At 39.2% G+C, this 25,919-nt stretch carries 16 protein-coding genes; 4 read left to right on the top strand and 12 right to left on the bottom strand.

Annotation, left to right across the window (positions count from 1 at the left end; translation table 11 throughout):
- Position 1: 1 nt before the first annotated feature.
- The 11 genes from AC6I5C_RS12435 to AC6I5C_RS12385 form a co-directional block, all read right to left on the bottom strand.
- Complete coding sequence (locus tag AC6I5C_RS12435) at positions 2–2,059, bottom strand: DUF3857 domain-containing protein (protein ID WP_497905426.1); 2,058 nt, start codon at positions 2,057–2,059, stop codon at positions 2–4.
- Positions 2,025–3,857, bottom strand: coding sequence for a transglutaminase-like domain-containing protein (locus AC6I5C_RS12430; RefSeq protein WP_497905425.1), 1,833 nt, complete (start codon positions 3,855–3,857; stop codon positions 2,025–2,027). The genes AC6I5C_RS12435 and AC6I5C_RS12430 overlap by 35 nt, the downstream gene beginning before the upstream one ends.
- Positions 3,858–4,072: 215 nt before the next feature.
- Complete coding sequence (locus AC6I5C_RS12425; protein WP_497905424.1) at positions 4,073–5,227, bottom strand: efflux RND transporter periplasmic adaptor subunit; 1,155 nt, start codon at positions 5,225–5,227, stop codon at positions 4,073–4,075.
- 13 nt (positions 5,228–5,240) lie between these two features.
- On the bottom strand, positions 5,241–9,575 hold the full coding sequence (locus AC6I5C_RS12420; RefSeq protein WP_497905423.1) for a CusA/CzcA family heavy metal efflux RND transporter: 4,335 nt from the start codon (positions 9,573–9,575) through the stop codon (positions 5,241–5,243).
- A 284-nt stretch (positions 9,576–9,859) separates the two neighbouring features.
- A complete protein-coding gene (locus tag AC6I5C_RS12415) occupies positions 9,860–11,035 on the bottom strand; it encodes a TlpA family protein disulfide reductase (protein WP_497905422.1) in 1,176 nt (391 codons plus the stop codon).
- A 130-nt stretch (positions 11,036–11,165) separates the two neighbouring features.
- On the bottom strand, positions 11,166–12,185 hold the full coding sequence (locus AC6I5C_RS12410; RefSeq protein ID WP_497905596.1) for a TQO small subunit DoxD: 1,020 nt from the start codon (positions 12,183–12,185) through the stop codon (positions 11,166–11,168).
- Between the two features lie 10 nt (positions 12,186–12,195).
- A complete protein-coding gene (locus tag AC6I5C_RS12405; RefSeq protein WP_497905421.1) occupies positions 12,196–12,618 on the bottom strand; it encodes a DsrE family protein in 423 nt (140 codons plus the stop codon).
- 146 nt (positions 12,619–12,764) lie between these two features.
- On the bottom strand, positions 12,765–13,151 hold the full coding sequence (locus AC6I5C_RS12400; RefSeq protein ID WP_497905420.1) for a hypothetical protein: 387 nt from the start codon (positions 13,149–13,151) through the stop codon (positions 12,765–12,767).
- Positions 13,152–13,314: 163 nt separating this feature from the next.
- Entirely contained in the window at positions 13,315–15,471 is a 2,157-nt protein-coding gene (locus tag AC6I5C_RS12395; RefSeq protein WP_497905419.1) for a S46 family peptidase, read from the bottom strand.
- Between the two features lie 254 nt (positions 15,472–15,725).
- Positions 15,726–16,772, bottom strand: a complete 1,047-nt coding sequence (locus AC6I5C_RS12390; protein ID WP_497905418.1) for a PepSY-associated TM helix domain-containing protein — start codon at positions 16,770–16,772, stop codon at positions 15,726–15,728.
- A 97-nt stretch (positions 16,773–16,869) separates the two neighbouring features.
- Complete coding sequence (locus tag AC6I5C_RS12385; RefSeq protein WP_497905417.1) at positions 16,870–19,221, bottom strand: TonB-dependent receptor; 2,352 nt, start codon at positions 19,219–19,221, stop codon at positions 16,870–16,872.
- A gap of 370 nt (positions 19,222–19,591) precedes the next feature.
- On the opposite strand from AC6I5C_RS12385, the gene AC6I5C_RS12380 reads away from it, so the two are divergent.
- Together AC6I5C_RS12380 and AC6I5C_RS12375 are read left to right on the top strand one after the other, a co-directional pair.
- The gene (locus AC6I5C_RS12380) at positions 19,592–19,804 is read left to right on the top strand and encodes a hypothetical protein (protein WP_497905416.1); all 213 of its coding nucleotides are present in this window, start codon (positions 19,592–19,594) and stop codon (positions 19,802–19,804) included.
- 20 nt (positions 19,805–19,824) lie between these two features.
- A complete protein-coding gene (locus tag AC6I5C_RS12375) occupies positions 19,825–20,874 on the top strand; it encodes an amidohydrolase family protein (RefSeq protein ID WP_497905415.1) in 1,050 nt (349 codons plus the stop codon).
- 55 nt (positions 20,875–20,929) lie between these two features.
- Here AC6I5C_RS12375 and AC6I5C_RS12370 read toward each other — a convergent pair whose 3' ends face one another.
- Positions 20,930–22,711 (bottom strand): ABC transporter ATP-binding protein, encoded by a 1,782-nt coding sequence (locus tag AC6I5C_RS12370; protein ID WP_497905595.1) that lies wholly within the window; start codon positions 22,709–22,711, stop codon positions 20,930–20,932.
- 351 nt (positions 22,712–23,062) lie between these two features.
- Here AC6I5C_RS12370 and meaB point away from each other — a divergent pair, with 351 nt between their 5' ends.
- Both meaB and AC6I5C_RS12360 read left to right on the top strand, forming a co-directional pair.
- On the top strand, positions 23,063–24,082 hold the full coding sequence (gene meaB / locus AC6I5C_RS12365) for a methylmalonyl Co-A mutase-associated GTPase MeaB (RefSeq protein WP_497905414.1): 1,020 nt from the start codon (positions 23,063–23,065) through the stop codon (positions 24,080–24,082).
- Between the two features lie 156 nt (positions 24,083–24,238).
- Positions 24,239–25,828: an aspartate:alanine exchanger family transporter gene (locus tag AC6I5C_RS12360; protein WP_076664512.1), complete on the top strand. Its 1,590-nt coding sequence runs from the start codon at positions 24,239–24,241 to the stop codon at positions 25,826–25,828.
- Positions 25,829–25,919: the final 91 nt, after the last annotated feature.

The following is a 25,919-nucleotide window of genomic DNA, read 5'->3' as shown; positions in this document are numbered from 1 at the left end:
CCTATGAAGTGCTTTGTTTTTTTAGTTTAATGATTAAGCGTTTATTCATAAACTCGTTTACTAATTCATTAACCTCTTCTAATTTGTCGTGTTCCTCTTTGGGGATTAGATCCTTTGTTATTTTATATATGGATTGTATGGAAAGTTTATTAGCCGCAACTAATTTTATATCATAATAATAAGCGGCCACATCATTTTTCAAATTTATTTTTTTGGAATCCCCCAATAATTCTATGTTGCAGGGGAAATCTAATAAAATCATTATGTCTGTTGAATAACTGTAATCGAGGTAGTAATTCAAATCGATAGAAGTATCATCATTTTCAATTAGGTTATGTTGGATGAATTTTCCAAGTGAAATACTCACAATACTATCATTTAAAAATTGAACCCCATCTTTTACTGTGCCCTTGGCATTCAATGTATAGGCAAAAGGTTTTTTTCCTTTCAATTCTGTGGAGATAATACTATCTATATGTATACCTGTTTCAGTTCCTTCAAATTCGTTTAATGTAGAATAGAAATTATTTAATTGTTTGTCTTGCTCCAAGAGGCTGAAAAAGCTTCTTAAATCGGTAAACAAACCTCCAGTTGCTGAAAACCTATAGCTAAAGTCAGATGTTTTTTGTTCAGGGTCAAGGTTTCCATAGTAGATTTGTTTTATTTGATTGTGATTTGCGCTCATACCGGGCAAGGTAATAGTGCCAATAGAGACAGAGTCTACTTCTGCAAGCTTTAGGTCCAAACCAATAAATTTGTCCTTTTGTTTAATTTTTTTTGGCAAATAGGGCTTGGCGGCAATGGCCAATGTATTGTAAAGGGAGGTAGGGATTTCATTTATTTGATATTTGTAATGAACCTCATGGGGATACAATAGGTTAATGCCTCCATTACCATTGTCGTATGCAAAGAAAATGTGGTCGTATTCCCCCTTTCTAATATAATAGGGGTCAATGGCACCAGCGCGTTTGCTTCTTGCAAATATTGCAGAATATTCAATTTTCAAGTCTTCTAGAATTTGTCTATAGAGTCTTGTTATGCCCATAGTGTTAAAGCGTTGCTCCTTCAAGAAATAGCCGTTCGATTTAAATACCTCTACAGGGTCTACGGGTTCCATAGTAATATTGTTTAAAATATCTTGATGAAGTAAACCGAACTTGTGATATTTCGTACTGTCCTTAGCCTCTCCAATGACTCTTCTTTTCCATGTTCTGTAGTAGGAAGATTTTTCAGTGTCCAAAGCCATGGGTTGAGACATTACGTTGAATTCTTCATTGTATACATCTTTCCAGGTTCTTTCTTTGGTATCTTCTTTTTCTATTGAATAATAAACATAAGGTAATTCACAAGTGGTACATGTGTTGGGATTATTGGGGATTCCAACAACTTTTTCCATTTTAAAGACACAATAAATCAATGTGTCATTGGTAACTACTTGGGGTTCTGGAAAATTGTTATAGCGCTTATAATGCACTAGCAATTCAGGGTTGGTTCTTACAGTATATTCGGAGTTATGGTTTGGAATGTGGTTGTAGAGGTCTACAAAATCCATCATTTCATAACTTTTTAGATGTTTAGTGTAAGTATAGGAGGTTACAATGGTGTCACCAGGTTCTACTCCTGGTATAGGATAATTGATAGGGCCGAATTTATGCTTTTTGGAACTTTTCTTAAAGACAAGACTAGAATCTAAGGCAACTATGGTCCCATCGGCTTTATGTGTTTTTACTTGAATGGTCTTTAGGTGATTGCTTGTGTATTCATCCAGATTTAAAAATGCAAACTGTTCAACACCTTTAGTGGTATTGATGACTAATTTATTACTAATTGAAACATGTCTTAAATATCCTGACAAGTATTTGGAATAGCTCATATCGGTATATGTATACAGATAATAAGCGTCTGAATTTTTGCAGTCGTTTAAAAATGATTCATTGGGAATGCTATCCTTTATATTTTTAGGATAGCTATTATTGGCCAATAGATAACCATGGCAAGCCAAAAAGCTCCAAATAAGGAAGTATTTATAAAGGTTTATTTGTGATGATAATGGGCTCATTTGTAATTTTTTTGAACGAATTAAGAATGTCATTTACGATATCTAAGTTTTCATTGTTGGCAAAAATGTGATTAAATAAAAAGTTATATTGACACTCAATAATACCTTCTTCTGGAGTGCTTATTTTTAAGTGAAATGAAACACCATTCTCGGAGAGTGAATGTTCAATTGGAGTAAAGTGTTGGAATGGGGCGTCCATTCTGATTTTTAGGTTCACCACTTTTTGGAAGGGGCTTCCAAGATGGGTACCTTCCAACAATGAATTCCTATTTTCGGTTTCGAAGAGTCGGGGTAAAAAGTCCAAGAATAAATATTTGTGTTCCCCGTCAACAATAATTTTGTCTTTTATGGTCAAGGTACCTTCGGCCTGAATTTGTTGTGTATTATCAGTTACACTGAAATCGGAAATCAAAGGAGTGGTAAAAAGGGATTCGTAATGTTGTTTTCCTTGAGTTTCAATATCTGATATGTTAGCGTCATAAAACACCCTTTTCAAAAAGTTACCTGAAATGCCTTCATAGTTCACATGGAACTTCCCTTTTAATTGCTTCCCACTAGGGTTGTTCATCAAATCAACTTCGTAGCTTACGATGTTTTCTTGCGCCGAAAAGCCGTCGACCTTATAAAATTCACCTCCATTATTATTCATTATGAAGATTGATCTGTCTTGAAGGCTTTCCACGGGAGTTCCCGGTTCATGAATGGGGTCTGTTGGGTCTAACAATATGGTTTTTCCGTCTAGATAGGCAATGCAGATAACATGGTTGGCAGAACTTAACGAAGGGAAGTCACAATCAGTAATATGATGATAGGTGGAAGCCAGAGCGATGGTGCTATGGATGCCTTTCAGTTTCAATATTTCGCAAAGGAAATTAGACAGGTCCTTACAATCGCCCTGCTTGGTTTCATAAACCTCATTTACGTGTGTAGGGATAAAGGCGCCCATGCCTATTTCAATTGCCACATATTTAAAATTTGTCTTTACGTAATGATATAAAATTTCTGTAATCTCATTTGGATTGGTAGTATCTTTAGTCAATTCATTGATTTTTTGGATTACTACCGGTTTAAGGCCTCTTCTCCCTGCTGTATTTTTCAAATACCAATCGTTCATATATTTCCTTTCGTTGTTCTTGTATGAGGCCGGGATTAATATGGTCCTCATCAATGGAGCTTCCATATCTTTATAAATCCCAAAATCCATAAACGGGTCAGGGGCTACCTTATAGGGAGTTGTTTCAATGGTCCATTTGGTTGCATCATTGTTTTGTATGGAATCAAAAGAAAAATAATTTAGTTTGTCTTTGTAAACTATGTTGTTTGCAAATTCAAAAGATTTTGGAACAGTTATTTCATATTTTAAAGTATCTATGTCGTCATAAGTGAAAAAACTGAACTTAGATAAATACATAAGTTCTCTCCCTTTTATTTGGTAGGTGAGTTTGGCATCTGTTTCTTTTGGGATTGAAACAGACTTAACTTTTGTACTGGTTATAAAATCTAGATCCAAATTTTCCTCTACAATATATTGGTGTTTTTCAGCTTTGTACTTTTTCCCTTTTTTTGTAGAAACCTCAATATTGGATATATTTTCCAATTCGGTATCATAAAAAATAGGGTAGAATATATCCTGGTCACTTTTATTAAATATGACACTAATTTCTTTTATATAAGAGCTATCCCCTTGAACAGTGATAAGTTCCTGTTTGGTGATAATGTCAAGATTTTGTGAAAACCCTTTTATGGAAAGAAGGAAAATGAAGGCTAGAAGGGTTGGTGTTATGTAGGTTTTGTTCATGTAAAAAAGGAACTATCTTTTTTGTTGTTTACAATAAAAAGATAGTCAATTCGGTTTGGTTGATAATTTATGTAACCAATATAATAAAACTTAAGTATTTTCCGAAAGGTCTTGTTGAAAACAAACTAAAACAAATAGGCAGCTAAGGTGTGCTTTCCTAATTATAGAGGGTTTGAGTAGACGAACTAAAGGCTTTTCAGTTGTTTTTTACCACCTTACTCCGTTATCAAATTAAAAGCTCCTTTCACCAAAAATTCCGTATTGGGATCAAATGCATCGGCATTCAGTAATTGGGTATAGCCATTATAAGTGTTTCCAATGCTTACAGGGGTCTTTTTAAAGATCGTGTCATTCTCTTTAACCAGCACAAAATAGTCTTTATCAATATTGGAAATGGCATCCGATGGTAATGCTGGATATTTTGAGGAAGCCGTCACAATTTCCCCTTCTATATACATGCCTGGAGCAAACAGTTTGGCGTCTTCGGGATTGTTTAAATCTCCATGGATATCAATGGTTCGTTCCTTTTCATTTATGGCTCTATTGATGAGGTGTACGCTTCCTTTATAGATTTGCTTATTGTCATTTTGAAGCCGTATGTTGATCGGTTGCCCCATTTTTACCTTTGGAAGATCTTTTTCGAAGATTTTCAATTCTATATGAAGCTCGTCCGTATTGGTAACAGTCATGGCCACATCACTTGGGTTGAGGTACATGCCTTTACTAGCTTCTATGGAAGTAATATATCCCGACAGAGGGGAAGGGACTGCAATCACCGAACGCATATTGGCTCCCGACAAGGTGTTGGGGTCTATATGCATTAAGGATAACTGTTTTTGGAGTGCTTGGAATTGGGCCAAGGTCACCTCATAATCCGATTCAGCCTTTAAAAAACTCTTCTGCGAGGTTACATTGTCGGCCATCAAGGCTTTTTGCCGTTCATAATCCGATTTTAAATAGGCCAAACGCCCCTTGGCTTCCAAAAAGTTCTGCTGTATTTGAATGTATTCGGGGTTTTCAATGGTAAACAAAGTTTGTCCCTTTTTTACATAGTCTCCGGGTAGCAGGCTGATGTTTTTTACATAGCCTGCAAAGTAGGCACTCACGTCGGCCTGGTTTTCTGGAGGTACAGCAAAGCTTCCGTTGGCCTTAATTGTGGTGTGGAATTCCTGTGTACTGATTTTTCCAAGTTCCATTTGTCCCAATTGGAACTGCTGTGCTGTTAAGGTAATGAGGTTAGGATCCTGAGTCTCCGAAGTGGTTTTATCGATTGAATCTTTAGATTTAGAACCACATGAGGTGACGCTCACTCCCATGAGCATACTAAAACTTATGAAGAGGAAGGTTCTGAGTATATGTAGAATAGTCATGTTCATCATGAGGCTAAAAGGTTAAAAAGTTGATTTCTAAAACAGTCGTGTTGTAATGTGAAAGATTTTCCAGATAGTTGATTTCTATCGTTTTGGAACTTTCCAAAATCTGAACGTATTGCAGGAAGTCTATTTCACCATTTTTAAAGGCTTTGGTGGCGGTTCTGGTCAATTCTTCAGAGAGTTGTGCCCCAGTGGTTTCATAATACTTCACAGCCTCTTCATACTTTTTCAAATCAGTTAACAGACTTTTGTATTTGGCGGTCAATTGACGCTTGTAGTCTTCAAATTCATCACTAACAATAAGGGTTTCGGTTTTTGCGGCATCAATTTTGGCCTTGTTGGCTCCAAACCATAGAGGAACAGAAATACCGGCTTGAAATCCGTTATAACGTTTGGCATTATCGCCATTGTTGGTACCTTGAAATACCGATATGTGCAAATCGGGGAGTAGACGTTGTCTTTCCAATGAAAGACTATAATTACTCAATTCCTCTACCGAATTGAAATATTGAATGCCGGGGTAGGCTTCCATGTCAAGTTCCTGCAGTTCCAACCTTGGCAATTTGATGTCCTCTACCGTAAAAACAGAATCTGTTTGCATCCATTGCTGCAATGAAGTATAGGCTTTATGGATGTCTTCTTGGGTTTGTGAACGTGAAATGGCAATTTCTTTTTGTTTGGCTTCGGCGGTAAGTTTTTCCAATAGATTGGTTTCGCCTACCTCATATCTTCGAGTGGCGGCCATTGAAAATTGCCCATATAAACTATCTAAAAAGGTATAGCGTTTCAGGACATTGTTGAGGTACACCACGTGGTAATACGCTTTTTGAACCTCTTTGGTTACGTTTCTCTGATGAATGAGATACTGTTGCGAGCTTATAAGTGCTTTTTGTTTGGCTACCTTTCGCTGTGCACCATAAATAGTAGGGAATTGTAAAGATTGGTTGATTCCAAAAACATTTAAGGGCTCTCCATTTTCAGCAATATTGTTTTCGTCGTAATGGTAATATATCTCTGGTTGATCCAAATCGAAGGCACTGCCAACCAAGCTTTGTGATTGCTCTGTTTTCTTTGCATAGGCTTGAAGGCCTTTGTTGTTTTCTAAAGCATAGGTAACGGCCTCATCAACGGTAATAGTGTGTTGCTGGGCCTCAGCAATAACTGGGATGCATAGAAGAAAAAGGAGCAGGGTTGGTTTCAATGGATAATGCTTTTTAGGTTTGGATGAGGAAGGTTTTCTGTCGAATATGGAGTAAAGTACGGGAAGCACTATCAAGGTTAAAGCTGTAGCGGTAATTAATCCTCCAACCACAACGGTTGCTAAAGGGCGTTGTACTTCGGCACCTGCCGAGGTTGAAATGGCCATGGGCAAAAAGCCTAAAGCTGCCGCCGCCGCAGTCAATAATACAGGGCGTAACCGGTTTTTGGTCCCTAGAAGAATCCGTTCCTTGATGTCGCTCACCCCATGAGCTTTCAGTTCTTTAAACTCTTCAATAAGTACAATCCCGTTGAGGACGGCTATCCCAAAAAGCGCTATAAAACCAACCCCTGCGGAAATACTAAAAGGCAACTCCCGAATATAAAGTAGCATCACACCTCCAATGGCAGAAAGTGGAATGGCACTATAGATCATCAGGGCTTCTTTCATGGAGCTAAAAGCAAAGTAGAGCAGTACAAAAATGAGGGCCAAAGCTATGGGCACTGCAATTTTCAATCGGTTTGAAGCTGTACGAAGGTTTTCAAACTGTCCACCGTAGCTTATGGAATAGCCTGTTGGAATGCTAATGTCCCGCTCAATGATATCCTGAACATCCTTGACCACCGATTCTAAATCACGATTCCTCACATTTACCCCAACCACAATACGTCGTTTGGTATCGTCTCTAGAAATTTTTGCAGGACCTTTGGTGTATGTTATGGAAGCAAATTCGCTTAAAGGAACCCGCTGTCCGTTGGGCAAGGATACCGATGCGGTTTCTATATGTTCAATATCCTTTCTGTGGCTTGGTTCATAGCGAAGGACTAAATCAAATTGCTTTTCGCCTTCAAAAACGGTGCCTGCGCGCATTCCTGCAAAGCCCATCGTGATGATATTGTTTAAATCTTCAATGTTCAAACCGTATTTAGCTATTTTTCTACGATCGAAACTCACGGTCATTTGTGGTAGTCCAACCGTTTTTTCTACGGTGATATCGGCGGCACCTTCTACATTTTTGATGGCCTTTTCTATTTCCATAGCTTTAGAATAGAGCACGTCCAAATCTTCCCCAAAAATCTTAATGGCCAAATCGGCACGTACCCCTGTAATTAATTCGTTGAAGCGCATTTCTATGGGTTGGGTAAACTCAAAATCGACCCCGGCAATTTCGGAAAGGGCTTCTTTGAATTTGTCGGCCAATTCATCTTTGCTCGATGCCGATACCCATTCTTTTTTTGGTTTTAGTTTGATGATGACATCACTTTCTTCCATAGACATGGGGTCTGTAGGCACTTCAGCAGCGCCTATTCTGCTCACCACTTGTTCTACTTCGGGGAATGTTTTCAAAATACGTTCCATACGCGTGGTGGTGGCAATGGTTTGGCTTAAGGAAGTGCCCGTTTTTAGGACGGGTTGAATGACAAAATCCCCTTCGTCAAGAGTGGGGACAAATTCGCCTCCCATTCGGTTGAATAAAAATACAGTGAACAACAACAAACTAATGGCAAGTCCTAAAACGGTTTTTTTGTGTTGCAAGGCCCAATTGATGGTAGGAGTGTATTTGCTTTCCAAAAAGGCAATTAGTCTTGAAGAAACGGTGCGTTTTTCGTTATTGGAAGGTTTTAGAAATAGTGACGCCATTACAGGGATATAGGTGAAACATAGCAGCATAGCTCCTATCAAGGCGAAACAAAACACGAGAGCCATAGGTCGGAACATTTTCCCCTCTACATTTACCAAGGACAGAATGGGGATAAACACGATAATGATGATCAATTGCCCAAATACGGCGGAGTTCATCATTTTGGTGGCACCGTTGTAGGTGATTTTGTCCATTAATTGTTGCCGTTCTGGTTTTGGAAGGACTAATAGGTTGCTTCGGTCGCTGGTTATTTTAAATGCGATAAATTCTACAATGATGACGGCCCCGTCAATGATGATTCCAAAATCAATGGCACCAAGGCTCATGAGGTTGGCATCCACTCCAAAAATGTACATTAAGGAAAGCGCAAACAGCAAACTTAAAGGAATTACAGAGGCGACCACCAAACCAGATCGAAGGTTGCCCAAAAGCAGTACCACCACAAAAATGACAATCAAACACCCCAATATAAGATTTTCCGCAATGGTAAAGGTGGTTTTGCCAATAAGCTCGCTACGTTCCAAAAACGGATTTATATAAATACCGTGGGGCAGGGAAGGTTGTATGGCGGCCACGCGTTCCTTTACAGCTTCAATCACGGCGTTGGAATTCGCATCTTTAAGCATCATGACCTGTCCCAATACTTTTTCTCCTTCACCGTTTCCTGTAATGGCGCCAAAGCGGTTGGCATATCCAAAGCCTACCGAAGCCACATCTTTTATGTAAACCGGAATATCGTTTGTTTTAGAGACTACAATATTTTCAATATCCTGAATGGAATTTATCAAACCTTCCCCGCGGATAAAATAGGTTTGGTTGGTTTTTTCTATATACCCACCTCCGGCAATATTGTTGTTTTGTTCCAAGGCATCATAAACTTCAAAGATGGAAATGCCCATGGCACGGAGTTGCTCGGGGTTGATGCTAACTTCATAGGTTTTTAAATGACCTCCCCAAGTGTTGACTTCTACCACACCCGGTATTCCGGAGAGCTGACGTTTTACCACCCAATCCTGTATAGTTCGGAGATCGGACAAGGAGTATTGGTCCTTATATTTTGGATCAACGTCAATGATATATTGGTAGATTTCACCCAAACCAGTAGATACGGGACCCATAAAAGGTGACCCAAAGCCAGCTGGGATTTTCTCTTCGGCACTTTTAATTTTCTCGGCAATAAGCTGGCGTGGAAGATAGGTGCCCAAAGCATCTTCAAATACCACGGTAACAACAGACAGTCCAAATTTGGATACCGAACGGATTTCCTTAACACCGGGAAGATTGGCCATTTCCAATTCTACAGGATAGGTCAAAAATTTCTCCACATCTTCTGTAGCCAAGTTTCTGGAAGTGGTAATGACTTGCACCTGATTGTTAGTGACATCTGGAACGGCACCAATAGGGATGTGGGTCAAGGAATATAGTCCAAACCCAATAATTCCAAAGGTAAATAGCAGTATGATGAGCTTGTGGTGGATACTGTATTGGATAATGCGTTCTAGCATCTGTGCTGGTTTAGTTAAAAGCCCTTAAATAGAGATCATCGAGAAAAAGTAATAGAGGTATTTAAGGATCTTTTTGAAATTTTACTCAAAAAAATTAACTGTACTAATGTAAGAAATTTTGCTAAGCACTTATGTATCAAAAGATACTGAGAAGTAATTTGGAATGCTTATTAATTATGATGAGAAATAGAAGATTGCTGCATTCCAAATTGAGAGCAAATTTGTTGCAGAAATAGACGAAAAGAAAAATGGGGCAATTCGATTTATTGTAAAGAGATATGTTTCTATTTGAAATGTTCTTCTACGAAAGTTTTTAGGGCCTCGCCATGCAAGTTTTTGGCAATCACCACCCCGTTTTCATCCAAGATAAAATTGGCAGGAATGGTCTGCACACGAATATGTTTTAAGAAATCAGCATTGTCTCCCTGTAAATCTGATACTTGTAGCCAACGGTCCGCACCATCAAGTTTTGAAGCAGCTTGCCATGTGGCTGCATGACTTTCCAAGGCATAGGCAATAATTTGTAAACCATCGTCATGATAAGTATCCCAAAAGGGTGCCAAAACTTCTCGGTTTTCCTTTCGGCATGGGGCACACCAAGAAGCCCAAAGGTCAATAATGGTGAGCTTACTACCTAAATGTTCTCTTAGCTTAATTGTGTCCTTTGTTAAAGTAGGGAGTGTTGCATCTGGAAATACATCGCCTATTAAAACGGGTAAATTAGCAGCATCACTAGCTTTACAAAGTTGCTGGGTCCAAATATGTTCAGCTTGAGTTTGACTCCATTTTGCACATTGGCGCACCAAAAATTCAGGGACACGCTCATAATCATTTTCCGGACTTACCCAGCGTAGGGCTACCACGGCAGGCAGAAAGTACTTGGTGGTATCGGCAAAGTTCATTAACTCGGTTTGGTATTCCAAGATGGCGTGTTCTTTTTCCAACAATTCACTGCCATCTTCAACCTGCCATTCCTTTCCTGCTAGGTAGTTTTGGTAAGCTTGGTATTTTAGGTCTCTTAGATTTAGGAGTTCTCTATTGGCCCCGGAAGAGTTTACTATTTGAAAGCTCTTTTGAAACTTCTCCCATTCCGCAGAAATTTTTAAAGGTTCTCCAGTTTGCCATACTATGGGCATATAGTTCGCACTTTCTTGAGCTTCAGTTTCCAAATAATTCGGGGATTTTCCAGTAGGTTGTACGGCCAATTCCAATAATCTCTCCGTAGTTGATAAAGGCATATTTCGGAACTCAAAACTTCCATCATCCTTGATGGTTGCAGAATCGATAACTTTAGAAAAATAGGGAGCTCCCAAATCTTGTAAATTTTCAGGTTCCAGAAGGTAGATTTTGGAACCTTTTTGCTCAGCTCCAGTTATTACTCCTGAAATGTCGGCAGGCGATTGGCAAGCTACAATAGTTAAAGCGGTGTATGCAAATAGGATGGAGTGTTTTAGGCTCATGAGTTGTTGGGATTGTTTTGCACAACAAATCTAAGATTTTTGGTTTGTTGTATAGCCATTTGTAAGTGGATAATTGGGATCAAAAATCAAAACGGTTTAGCCAATCTGCCAAACCGTTCTGAATTTAGGATTAAGGTTTTCGTAGATCATAGGTCCAAAAAGCACCGCTGATATCGGTTAGTTTTAGGGTATAGTGACCTTTTGGTAAATTTGCTAAGTCTGTATTGGCTAGCTGCAATTTAGCTTTGGCTCCCAATGGGATAACCAAACTATGTTTACCAGGCTTTATTTTGGCAATATAATAATTGTCAATAGAGGTTTCTGGCAATAAAGCCAAGGCTTCCTGCGAGTACTCTACAACGGCATTGTTTTCTGCATCTAACAAGTCTATACCTATGAGCCATGATCCATACACATCAACCCCTTCGGTTCTAAAAACTTCAAAAGACAAGATTTCCTTATCCAGTGAACCATTGCTAATTTCTAATTTGGGTTTTACGGATTTATTGTGCAAAGGTCCCCATAAGCCCCCATGGAATACTTGATTGGTCATTAAGGTAATCCCTAAAATGCACAGAGAACCTATCAATACAAATTTTGGAAATAGACGGTCTTTAATAGGTAAAGCTCCAGATCCCAACCAAGTAAACCATGATTTTTTGGTGAGAGAGAAGTTATGTTTCCTAAAATAGTTGTCCAACGAATATTGACCGCTTCCGGTAAGGAATAGAAGAAAACCAGCGGCAATGCCCAGTACACCAATTTGCCATTCATCCAAGCAGGTAGTGCCTATCCAACCAGATCCCAAAAGAATGCCCATAGCCAAACCAAAGACTCCAATACTCATGAGTCGGGTGAACAGTCCCAGTAAAATAAACAAGCCTACAATGCCTTCAATGATGGTGAAAATGACCATGTTTAGCCAAAGCACATCAGGGTTCTCAAGCAAATATTGAATAATGGGTTTGATGCCTAGGGCATGGGGTAAAAAGTGATTGAATTTCTCACCGATATAACCGGCTACTTCAGGGTCTAGTTTGTCTGCTAAAATGGTGCGCCTCCAAAAGGCCGAAAAATAAGTCCAACCTACGACTAATCTCAGTGCTAGGGACAAAAGTCCCGCGTCATTTTTTATTTGGGTGTTTTGCATGTTGTGGGCCTTAAATGGTGAGCGTATTAAATCCTTGTTTGCTAAGTTGAAATCCGTATAGAATACCGTTTTCAACCACTGTGATGTTTTTGGGTAACTGTTTCTTGTCTACATTGAATTTTTTCATGGAAATACCACAAATAAAAACTTTGACATTCTGGGATTTGGCGTCCTTCAAAAGCTTTTCAAATTCAGTGTTGTTTGGAATGTCGCTTACTGTTTTTCCACAAAGGATGACATAGAAATCACCATATGCTTTGCCATCTTCTTTTTCAAGATCATTGGCTGTTATCAGTACGGGATTGAGTTGTTGGATATTTTTGGAAAGGATTAAATAATTATTCTTTTCGGGGTAGAAATCTTGTGCAAATAAGCTGTTGCTGCCTATTGACAAGAGACATATAAAGGCAATATAAAAAAGTTTATGTTTCATGACTTTCTAAGTTTTGATTGTATTAAAAAGGGGAGTACCCATAGTTGGGATTCCTGTTATGTTCAATATATCCTGAGAGTACCGGGTATAAAGAGACATCGTACCAAAGAATTTCCTTGGTAACCTAAATTAAAAACGAAGAGAACTTAGAGGTAGTTTTTAAAGTTGCGGTATAGAATATACAGCGGAACTGAAGTTCCCAAAGGGGCTTTGGTTTCTGAAGAAACGAAGACTTTATTGTCGGTTTCCGAAGCCCAAAGCTTTGGGGAAAAAGATACCATTCCAGCGTTAGCCAATCTATCCTTAGCAGTCTTTTCTTTTGAAGACGACAGTATCGTTTTGGCAATCTCAAAGTCACTGCAAGTACTTTTACCAAGAGTAGATTTACTCTTATTGGAAGCTTCTGTGGTGGCTATGCCAAACTCGCTTTGAATATAATTGCGAACCTTACAGGGAGAGAGCAACAGCAAAAGCATAAGCCCCAAAACAGGGAGGATATGACCAATAGATTTGATGTTGCTTTTGTTTTCCATGTGTCAAAACTAACAAAAGAAAGCCAACGAAAGGCTATGGTGATTCTTAATAAATGTTAAAGTAATGGAGACCTATGAAAATGAAAGATGTGTATATCAAAAAAAACCGAGAGCACATGCTCTCGGTTTTTTATATAAATGTTTCCTATTTCAACGAAGTAATCTAGCTTTGGTTGTCGGTAGCTATGATTGTTAACTCATCGATGATGTTTGACGCATTGGAGTAAGTCTCTATTAACCAAAGCAGGTACCTAACATCTACATTGATGGTACGTTGCAAATCCTTATCAAAAATAACATCACCGGCCATTGCTTCAATGTTGCCATCAAAAGCCAAACCAATTAACTCTCCCTTGCCATTCAGTACTGGCGATCCAGAATTACCACCAGTAATATCATTGTCTGTTAAGAAATTTATAGGAAGTTGCCCCTGACTGTTGGCGTATCGCCCGTAATTTTTCTTTTCGAACATCTCAAGCATTTTTGCAGGCAAATCAAACTCTTCATCATTAGGCTTGTATTTGTTTACCATACCTTCTAGGGTCGTGTAATTGTTGATGCTGGCATCGTTTCTTGAATCCTTTGGCAAAGCTCTTACTTTTCCATAGGTCAAACGAAGGGTAGAGTTGGCATCTGGATAGCTAATTTTGCTCAAACCAGATTTGCGCAAACCGTCAACTAGCAATCTGAAGGATGCTTGATAGTCGTTTAAAGGTTTTACAAGATGCTCTGGTTGCTCTCTATACTTGGTCAATAGGGCTTCAGAAAGGATATAGAGTGGGTCATTGGCCAATAATTCGGCATTAGGGTAATCCAAGAAGGCCAATGCGCCTTCTTTTGTTGTAAACATACTTAATTGGAAACAAGCATTGACATAGGTGTCTAGGTTGTCCTCGGCCTTTACATTGGCAATAACTTCTGGCAATTGGTAATTGGATTTTGAAGCATACAATTTGAGTTGCTCAGCCAATATTTCCTTTTCAAGTGGCAAATAGTGGTCTTTGTACAAAGCTTCAATATAGGCTTTGATTTTTGGAGACAATTCTGCACGTTTGGCCTCATTTGACGAGATGTAGGTTTCAAAAATTTGACCTATTTGATATGGTAAATTAGAAAATGTGCTGGAGCGTAAAATAACTCTTAGGTAGTTGTCGTGTTTCGCCTTGTCATTCGTTAAACTGTAATAGTTATTGATATTGGAAACAACATTTCCATAGGTGTCTTTATTGGCAGATTTGTTGGCCCATTTGTTGAACTTGCTTTCGGTTTTACGCTTGGTTTCGGCAGTTTTATGAGCCGTTAGGGCGTCAATCATGCCTTGACGGTTTTTCCAATAATTCGCAATAACGGCATATTTGGAGGCGTACATTAAGTTGATGGACTCGTCTTGGTCCATATACTTTTTCATAACATCCATGCTTAATTTAGAGCCTTCCACCCAAGCAGGGTAAGCGTAATTAACGTTTTGCTCGATCCCTTCGGCTGGCATCCAACGGTTGGTTCTTCCTGGATAGCCCAAAATCATGGCGAAATCATTTTCTTCCACACCATCAATATTCACTGGTAAATGATGTTTGGCCTTTAAGGGAACATTGTTGGTTGCATATTCTGCAGGCTGTCCATTGGCATCTCCATAGACTCTGAAAAGTGAGAAGTCTGCTGTGTGGCGTGGCCATTCCCAGTTATCGGTGTCACCACCATATTTTCCTAAGCTCTTAGGTGGCGTTCCAACCAATCTTACGTCGGTATAATCTTCATATACAAAATAGTAATACTCGTTTCCTTGAAAGAAGGAACGTACAGAAACTTTATATTTACCGTTCTCGCTATTTTCCTGTTCAATTTTTGCAATCTCTTGATTGATGATGGCTTCGCGCTCTATTTCAGTCATTGAAGCATTTACTTTAGACAAAATGCGTTCAGACACATCGTCCATTCTCACAAAGAATCTTACATATAATTGTTCTGGTTTTAATTCTTCATTTAAAGACTTGGCCCAAAACCCATTTTTAAGGTGGTTTTGCTCTGCAGAAGAAAGCTCGGCAATAGCATCATAGCCACAGTGGTGATTGGTAAGTAAAAGCCCGTTTTCGGAAATAATACTGGCCGTACATCCACCATTGAACTGAACAATGGCATCCTTTAAGCTTTGGTTATTAATACTGTAGATTTCCTCTGGAGTCAATTGAAGTCCCATTTTTTGCATATCGCGATGGTTGAGGCGTTCGATATGCATCAAAAACCACATGCCTTCATTGGCAAATAGGGAAACTGGTAATGAAATCCAGAAAACAAGGATTAACAGACAAATTTTCTTCATTTTTATTTTGTATTTAGTTTAATAATAAGTGTCCTTAAGACTAGAAATTAATTTTATGCATCTAAGTCCTCTGAACAAGGCGCAAAAATAGGGGTAATATTTTGATTCAGGCCGTACTTTGTGTAATCATTAACGCTTGGCAAATTGGTGTTTGTAAAGCGGTTTTTAAGTGCGATTCAACTCATTCAAAGTATTCGAAATTTTCTCCAGAGTTTAATACGTTGCGGTTAAAATACTGAATCCGTTTACGTGGCTCATTTTTTCGATTTTTTGCGCTTCTGCTTCCAAATGATAAATCCGGTGACGGATAGAAAAGGCCCTGAAATACCTATAAAACAGTAAAGAAGTTTAATGAAAAGTCCTCCATATTGCCCGAAGTGTAAAGGAGATACCATACTGTCCAAACGGGTGAGGAGAGAGGCTTCCGATACTTTGCTAACTGAAGAAATTTCTCCGGTATTACTGTCTATAAGGATCTTGTTGAAATATTTGCTGTAATAAAAAGGATCGGAATCAAAAGTACCATTTACAGTGATTGGCGCTTCTTTTGTTTTAGGTAAACGCAAATACGAAGGAGTGAAATCAGGGTAGTTATCCGTGATGGTTTTTAAACTCTCTTCAATAGAAATAGTCACTTGCGGTGGTTCTGGAAGTTTGGGCGTCTGTAACGCCGATCTAGATACTTTAAAAGCCAAAACGGTTCCTGTAATCACCAATACTAAATTGAACAACAAAGCCCAAACGCCTACATATCGGTGTAAAGCTGAATAGAAATTACGACTGTGGGAGCGTTTTATCTTCACTTTAAACAGCAAGGTTTTAACCAAGACCTTACGGTATAAGATAAGCCCCGTGATTAAGGACAAGAAAAAGAGAACCCCGATAATAAATACCAAAATTCGGCCATATACTCCGGCATGAAAGGAATAGTGCAATTTCAAAATCCATTTGGCAACGGTTGTATTGGCATCAATGTTGGCAATAATGGTTCCGCTTTCGGGATGTACAAACACAAAACGTCTGGCATCGGGCAATCGCAAATTAAATAGAATGGATTCCCCAGGTCGAAAATGCACAATTCTGGTTTCCCATTCTGGAAATTGGCTTTGCACGGTATGAATGGCCAGATCCAAGTTTAGTGTGCTTTCAGAGCTAACCTCAGCTCTATAGGCTCTAAAAGTAATATCATCTATGTCTTCATTAAAGGCCAAAATTGCACCGGTAAGTCCTATTACCAATAGAAAAAGTCCAGAGATCAACCCTAGATACGAATGATATTTTAAAAGGCGTCTGTTATTCACGTTTCAATTAAAGTGCAAACATTGGGATAAAATGGCTCATAACAAAAAAACATCCTGCAAATATATTACAGGATGTTTTAATGAGATAGGGAGTGGTTTAAAGTTTCACGGTAAGTGATACATTAAAACGGGCTCCGTTGGCTTTTATATAATCATTATTACGTGCTGCAAATTGTGACAACAAGTTATAGTAATCTTCATTAAGAAGGTTTTCAATTCCTAAACCAATAGTTGTAGATGGCGACATCTGGTAGCTAGTGCTTAGGTTGACTAGGTTGAAACTAGAGATAGGACCTTGTCCGTATGAATAATCACCATTCTCGTTAGCCTGGAAATGATCTCTGCTTCCAGAGTAGATGTAAGAGATTCTGGCATTAAAGGCATTGCTCAAGTTATAACCTAGATATAGCACACCTTTCACCGGAGGAATACGGTCACTGTTCATGTAAGTGTCGTAGTTGTCGTTGTTTTCTACATCCAATTTACCTTCGGTATAGGAGAAGGATCCTCCTAAGTTGAAATGTTGGGATAACTTGGTGTCGGCAGCGACTTCAAATCCGTACACACGTTCTGGCTGACGGTCAATTTCGAAAATACCGCTTGGTAATTCAGTATAAGTGGCTCCAAATTTTGAAGTACTGATAAAATACGCGCCACTAAAATTGGTTTGTCCTATACGGCTATTGAAACCAATTTCGTAGTTGTTGGCAATCACCGCATCTGAATTGATTTGGCTTACGGTACTTTCTGTAGCCGAACGCAACGTACGTCCTAAATCGGCAATAGAGAAACTTTGGGAGAAGCTCACAAACGGTTTGAATGCAGCCAACTTGTTGTAACGTAATCCTACGTTAAAAGTCGTGGCATTATAGTCCAAATCGCCACCATCAACAGCAACACCACCACTACTAGGCGTCGTTGCTCCAGCTGCATAGCGGGTTAAGGTTACGTAATCTGGAATGTGGATGCCAATGTTCTCAAAACGGATACCTGCTTTAAACACAAAATCCTTGTAAAGTGTTTTCAACTGTGCATAAGGCGCAAGGTTGGTCATGTCGGTTTCTGGTACCCATGGTCTGCCGTCTATCAATTCTTGGGCAGTTACATCGTTCAACAAGTCCAATCCGTATAAAACGTTTCCAGATACCTCACCAAATTGGTAAGTAGTATTGAAATTGAAACGCGCTCCCATTTTGGTAGAGATGATAGACGATTGCCCGCCATCAAATCCTAAATTAGGATCGTAGAAACTTGTAGTATATCCGTAAACAGTTCTAAAATCCTGAGCGTACAAGTTCAGTTTGAAATCGGTGTTCTTAAAGATGTTTGTGAAATCATAGGTCAACTGTGCATTGTGGTTGTAACGGTTTCCTTGGTCTACAGCCAAATCTTCTCCCAATACTCCAATAGAAGGGGTTACCCCATATTCTCCAACCTGCGCAACATAGTCAGAATTTTGGTTGCTGCTGAAGTAGTTGTACATTAATTCCACCTTGTGGTTGTCTGCAATTTGATAGTTCAATTTTCCAAACAAACTGTATTGATCGGTTTCTCCAATTCCGTAATACGGAGAAATAACTTCCCCGTCCGCATCGCGGAAGACACCTGTTTGTCTGAAGGTTCCGTTGACTACATAGCCCAACTTATCCAAATTTCCAGAGAAAGTTTGGGAAATGTTCGCGCCTACAGTTTTTTCAATGGTTTTTAAGGCTCCAGTGCTTCCAATCATGGTAGTGCTTTCAAAAGGCTTGGCCGCATCTGTTTTCTTTGTAATATAGTTGACAATACCACCATCGGCACCGTTTCCATAAATGGCAGTAGCCCCTTTAATTACCTCAATACGTTCAATGGTATTTGGGTCTATGGTATTGATATCTCTACTTCCGTTACGCAATGGAGTAGACTGTGGGATTCCGTCAATCAAAATCAACATTTTTCTACCTCTCAAGGTTTGCCCTGTATTACTGGTTTGGTTGGTGCTTAAGGAAATTCCTGGAATCTCCAACAATACGTCAGCAATATTGGTACTGGTTTGTTGGTAGCTTTCAATTTCTTTGGAAGAAAGCACAGAAACAGAAGAGGGTACTTCATCCAAAGTTTCGCGAACTCGGTTGGAAGTAATCACCACTTCGTTTAAAGCTTCTAAATCGGTTTGTAAGGTGAAGTTGATCTCTAAGCTTTCGTTGGCTTTTAAGTCAATTTGCTGAGTTGCCTTAATGTAGCCTACTGCTGAAAATACAAGCGTATATTGGCCTGCTTCAAGCTGCTCCAAACGGTAGCTTCCTTGGTCATTGGCCATGGTGCCTTTAGAGGTTCCCTTTAAGCTTATGGTAGCATAAGGGACAGGTTGGTTGTTTTCATCGGAAATGGTTCCGTAAATGGAAGCGTTTTGGGCATAAAGGCCGAAAACACTCAAAAAAAACATACAAAAAAGTAGATGTTTCATCATTGTATTTATTTAGACTTATTATAAATGACTGCAAAAATAGGATTTTATTCAGTCTAAAAAGCATAAAAAAGTGACTTTGTAAGTGGAAAGTTTTAGTTGGGTAAAAGTGAAAGACTTATAAAGGGAAATTACAAGAAGGGATTGGGCTACTCATTCAAAGTATCCGAAATTTTTTACAGATTTAAGCTTTTCACTGTCGTTTGAAAGATGTAATGTTAAGTAATGGTATTCATTTTAACATGTATTTGCTTAATTTACTAAGAATGGGTAATTTTATAAAGAGCTGATTATTAGTGTTTTTTTTGCGGCTGAGCTACTTATTTAGAAACAGCCGTAATGTATTGTGTAATTTTATAAACATCTAGTAGTCATGAGTTCACTTCACTTTATTCGTTTTTATTTTGTTATTAATTTTTGTTTGTCACTTAGTGTTGCGGCGCAGGAGCCAACACTTATTTTAGAAAATGCTCGTGTAATTATTGGAAACGGTACAGTGCTAGAGAAAGGTACGGTAGTTGTGTCTGGTGATCGGATTCTTTCTGTGCTAAGCAACCAATTATATCCTCGTCAGCAAATCGTATAGATGCTTCAGGAAAAACAATAATGCCGGGTTTAATAGATGCGCATGTGCATTTGCCAATACCAATGGTTAAAGATATAGATTCTTTTAATGTGTTCATTTCGGACAGCCTACCACATGTTTTGAAAGAATTCCTTAGGCATGGCATTACCACGGTTAGATCGACTGGGGATTCTTGGCCTTATATTGGTGAGGTAAGAGATCAAATTAATCAAGGAAAATTGGAGGGGCCACGTATTATTAGCAGTGGACCAGTACTAACATATAAGGAAGGACATCCAGCCACTACAGTCTGTAAAGACAATCCATTATGCCGAAAATTAGTAACCCGTGAGCTAAGTAGTCCAGAAGAGGCCAAATCAGTGGTAAAGCAATTGGCTGAAGAGGGGGTTGATTTCATAAAGTTTGTTTCCGATAGCCTTATTTATCCGGTCTCTCTTTCTAATGACATAGAAGAAGCTGTCATTCAACAAGCTCATAAGGAGCGTATTCATGCGGAGGCTCATATTGCAGAGGTGTCATTTGTAGAAAGGGCAATAAATAATGGACTTGATGGTTTGGTACATCCTCCAAAGATGCCAATTTCAGCAGACACTGCTGGAGAAATAGGAACGCTTTTAGCTCGGCATCATGTTCCGTATACAACAACTATTACTGGTTATATCTTCTTTAGTTCACCTAGTGAAGAGGCGTTTAAAACAGAAGGTGTAAGAAAAAGAGAGGAGGCTATATCCCGTTTTAGACAGATGAATGCCATGGGGGCGAAAATGCTTGTAGGTACTGATTGGTTTTACCCTCTTACTAAAGTTAGCCCTAATTTGGGACCAGGAGCTATGACATATACTGAAATAGAACATTTAGTTGGTGGAGGGTTTTCGGAAGTAGAAGTTATTAAAGCAGCAACAATTAGTTCAGCCGAAGCCTTAGGGCTCGTTGAGAAAATTGGGAGTCTTGAAACAGGTAAGCAGGCTGACATCCTTATTGTTGATGGTAATCCTTTGGAGAATATCGAAGCTCTTAAGGAAACAGTGTACGTAATAAAAGACGGAAAAGTGGTGTTTTCACAATTGTAGTTTGGATAATCTTTTAGATCAGGAAAAGAGAAGATAATCCTCAAAATTATGGAGTCTACTCATTCAAAGTATCCGAAATTTTTTCCAGATTTAAGCTGTTGGCAGCAGCCTGAAAAATCTCGTAATAGGTAGATTGGTTTTTGTAAAGCTCATCGTGTGTGCCTTGTTCAATAACCCGACCATGGTCTAAAACAATCACGTTTTCGGCATCGATAATCTGTGAAATGCTATGGGAAATAATAATCACCGTACGCCCTTGTTTAATGGCATCCAAACTCTTTTTGATTTGCTCTGTAGCCACCGCGTCCAAACTGGCCGTTGGTTCGTCTAAAAAGATAATCGGCGGATTTTTTAAAAACAATCTTGCTATGGAAATACGTTGTTGCTGCCCTCCAGATAGTAACTTGGCTTTGGAGGCATACCCATTGGGCAAAGCCATAATGTCGTTATGGATATAAGCTTTTTTTGCCGCCAATTCCACGTCTTCCTGTGTGGCTTCATTATCGCCATAAAGAATGTTTTCACTTATGGAACCATTAAAAATATGGTTTTTCTGAAGTACTAAACCTATGTGTTTCCGTAGCCAATCGGTGTTGTACTCCTGTAAATCAACCCCATCCAAAGTAATGTTACCTTGGGTAGGTTGGTAAAACTTGTCCAAAAGGTTCACCACCGTACTTTTTCCAGCACCGCTCAATCCTACCAAAGCGGTTATTTTATTGGCCGGAATGTCCATGGATACATCGTGTAGGGCCTTGGTGCCATTGGGATATTCAAAATCTACATGACTTAGTTGGATGTTGCCCACAATGCTTTCGGGTATATAGTTGCCAGTGGTTTCCTGTTCTTCATCAGCATCCAGAATATTAAAAAAGGCTTCGGAATAGATTAAGGCATCGTTCACTTCGTCATAAATCATATGCAGTCTACGTATGGGTGCGGAGACATTGTTGAACAACATGATATGAAACATAATCATCCCAATGCTCATAGTACCGTTAAGCACAAAGTAGGCCGTTAGAATAATGATAAGCACCACGCCAAATTGTTCCAAAAAGGTTTTTAAACTGTCGAACAGAAACCCAATTTGATGGGTTCTCATTTGGTTTTCGGTAATCTCGTATTGGATCTTTTCATGCTTGTCTGCCTCCAAATCTTCCCTTGTAAAGGATTTTATCACCGAAATAGAGTCTATAATACTGATAGTCACATTGCTTTTGGTCTCCCGATAATGCCGCATACGGCGTCTAAAACCACTCAGTTTATGGGCCTGAATAACGCTTACCCAATAGTAAATGGGAATGATGGCCAAACTCACCATACCAATCCAAAAATTGGCCGTAAACATGGCAATCAAGGCAATTAAGGCATTGGCAAATAATGGAAGGATATCGATAAAGAAATTTCTAACCAAGCGGGTAAGACTGCTAATCCCCAAATCTATTCTGGCCTGTAGTTTTCCGCTTTCATTTTCGGAGGAAGTGTAAAAGGCCATACGATAGGAAAGGATGCGTTCCACCACTGTTTGGGAGAAATCACGAGAAATGTAAATACGGAGTTTTTCACCAAAAAATTTCTGTCCGTACTGCACAGCGGCATAAATCAATTCTTTACCCAATAAAATGGCACTGATTACAAATAACAAATGCATACCCTTTTTTAAAGGTTCATGCTGCTCCACCAAAACGGTAACCTCATCTACGGTATAGCGCAAAATATAGGCATTTACCTGTGCCATCACCGATCCAATCAGCGTAAGGACCAAAGTAGCCAATACCAAGATGCGATACGGTTTTACAAAGGCCCAAATCTCTCTAAAAAGCTCAGTGATGCTCATAGTGCGTTCGGGCTTTTCTATGTGTGTTTGTGGTTGTGGCATTTATAAAGTGGATGGTCCTGGTATAAGTTTACAGAAAGATACTAAATAATAGTATTTCAATTGGTTATGTTTTTGATTTTGTTTTTTTTTACCATTTGAAGTACTGTAAGCTAAGCTCATTTTATTCAGCATTTAGGGATAGAATGTTCTTAAAAATTTTAAAGGGCGTCCTAAGTTCATTCTAAGGGATAGTTAAGGTCATACTGTTATAAAATTCAAACCGAATTAATAGCACAATGTGCTTAATTATGGATGGATGTCATATTATAAATAAACTTCACTTCTTATTTTTGTAGTAACATTATTACTATGAAACACTACAAACCAAAAAATAGACTGTCTGCCCAAGCCTACATTGATGGGGTGCTAAAAGGAGACCGTATGGTGTTATCGCGCGCCATTACGGTTATTGAAAGTAATCTGGAAAGTGATAAAGTACTGGCTAAGGAAATCATTCAAAGTATTTTGCCTGCTTCCGGTAACTCCATGCGTATTGGGGTAACAGGCGTTCCCGGAGTGGGGAAAAGTACCTTTATTGAAGCGTTTGGGAAATACCTCATCGCTCAAGGTCATAAGGTGGCTATTCTGTCTATCGATCCTAGTAGCCAACGTTCCAAAGGGAGTATTCTTGGGGATAAAACCCGTATGGAAGAGCTTAGTGGGATGGAAGCCGCATACATCCGCCCTTCAGCCTCAGGGGAAACCCTTGGAGGGGTGGCCAATAAAACAGCCGAAAGTATGTTGCTTTGTGAAGCTGCTGGTTACGATATTATTTTAATTGAAACGGTAGGGGTAGGCCAATCCGAAACGGCTGTTCATGGTATGACCGATTTCTTTTTGTTGCTCATGTTGGCCGGTGCCGGTGATGAATTGCAGGGGATTAAAAAAGGGATCATGGAAATGGCCGATATGGTAGTCATCAACAAAGCCGATGGGGATAATGTCAAACAGAGCGATAGGGCAAGGTTGCAATATCAAAATGCATTGCACTTGTTTCCGCCTTCAGAATCGGGGTGGACTCCAACAGTTACGAAGGCTTCCGCTTTGCACAATACGGGCATTGCAACCATTTGGGAAAATATCTTGAGTTATAAGGAACTGGTTGTTGGCAATGGCTATTTTGTTGAAAATAGAAATCAGCAAAGAATACAGTGGATGTACGATACCATTAATGAAGAGCTAAAACAACTGTTCTATGGTTCTGAAACCATTGCAAAACAATTGCCAAAATTGGAAGCCCAAATCATGGCCTCTCAAATTTCTCCTGTAAAGGCCGCTGAAGATATGATTGCCAAGTTTAAGGAGGTGTTGAGTTTCGAGACGAACTAAATTGTTTGAAAAAGCGGAATTTTAAATTAACGAAACGCTTTATTGGGATGTAGACTTTCAGTAAATTTACTTGCCCATTCGTGTCAAAGTAGATAGGATTGGGAAATTGCCTTTTTTGAAATACCTTACTTTTATTGTGGAATTTAACTAACACCAATGGATTTTTTGCACACTTCGTATCTCGCCTTTTTTTTAATCATCTGTTTAGGATTTGTCATCGGAAACATTAAAATAAAGGGGATCTCTTTAGATATTTCAGCAATAATTTTTGTGGCCCTATTGTTTGGGCATTTTGGTGTATCCTTGCCGGATATTCTGCAGAAAATTGGTTTGATATTGTTTATTTATACCATTGGGCTACAGGCGGGGCCGGGTTTTTTCGATTCCTTTAAGGAACAGGGTAAAAACCTTGTGATACTGTCGGCTTTGGTGATCATTTCCGCAGCATTGATTACCTACCTTGCCATGGTTTTGTTGCATATAGAAAAACCCATTGCCATTGGGCTGATGTCTGGGGCTCTAACCAGTACGCCTGGGTTGGCAACAGCTATAGACGTCACAAAGTCGCCATTGGCCTCCATAGGTTATGGTATAGCTTATCCCTTTGGAGTGATAGGGGTGATTTTATTTGTAAAACTGTATCCTAAGGTGTTTAAAATAAGTTTGAAAAAGGAAGAGGAGGATTATGAAGAAAAAGTACATGGCCACTATGAAGCCATTCTAAGAAGTACTTTTATGGTAGAGAATGAAGGCGCGATTGGGAAAACCATTGCTGAGTTACGAGTACGTTCCATGACCAAAGGGGTGATTTCTAGGGTACAGCACGATGGGCATGCATTTATTCCACAAAAAGATACGGTGTTGCACAAAGGGGATTACATTAGAGTAGTGGGGAGCGAGGAGGCTCTAAGACGTGTAGAACTGCTTATTGGTCCACCGGCCAATGTTGAAATTGAATTGGGAAGGGAATACGTGGTACAGTCTTATTTAATGACCAAGACCGAATTGGTAAACAAATCCTTGGGAGAGCTCAATCTGAGAGATAATTTTAACGCAACCATCACACGTATTAGAAGAAGTGGTATCGATTTATCTCCAAATTCAACACTTAGATTGCAAATAGGGGACAAATTGATGATTTCAAGTGAAAAGGAAAGTGTACCCCAAATTTCTGAATTGATTGGAGATAACAAAAGTAAACTGTCCGACACCAATTTCTTCCCTTTGGCCTTAGGGATTGTGATTGGGATTTTGGTAGGCGAAGTTTCCATTTCCTTCGGAGATAGTTTTAGCTTTAATTTGGGCTTAACTGGAGGGGTATTGATTGTCGCCATGATTCTCGGCCGATTGGGGAAAACTGGCCCGATTTTATGGGTTATGAGTGGTAACTCCAACCAGTTGTTGCGTCAATTTGGACTGATGTTATTCTTGGCCGTGGTAGGGACCAAGGCAGGAGCAACCCTCGTGGACACTTATTCGCAATACGGTATTAAACTGTTTCTTATTGGTGGCGTTATTACCTTTTTGCCTATGTTTTTGGCGGCTGTAATAGCTAAACTCTTCTTCAAAATAAACACACTTACGTTATTGGGAACCCTTACCGGTTCTATGACTAGTACACCTGGCTTAGCTGCTGTGGATAGTATGACTTCTACAGATGCCCCTTCGGTGGCCTATGCTACGGTATATCCAATTGCCATGGTGCTACTGATTATCTGTACCCAAATCCTGGGGTTACTTTTCTAGAGCAAAGAGCATATTACTTCATAAATCTTTAGTAGGCATAAATAAAAAGCTCCAAGATGTAAAACCTTGGAGCCTTCTAAAGAACAAATCT

It is taken from the genome of Mangrovimonas sp. sgz306409 (genome assembly GCF_059735265.1).
Note: the sequence above shows the minus strand (reverse complement) of the source record. Positions and strands in the feature narration are given on the sequence as shown.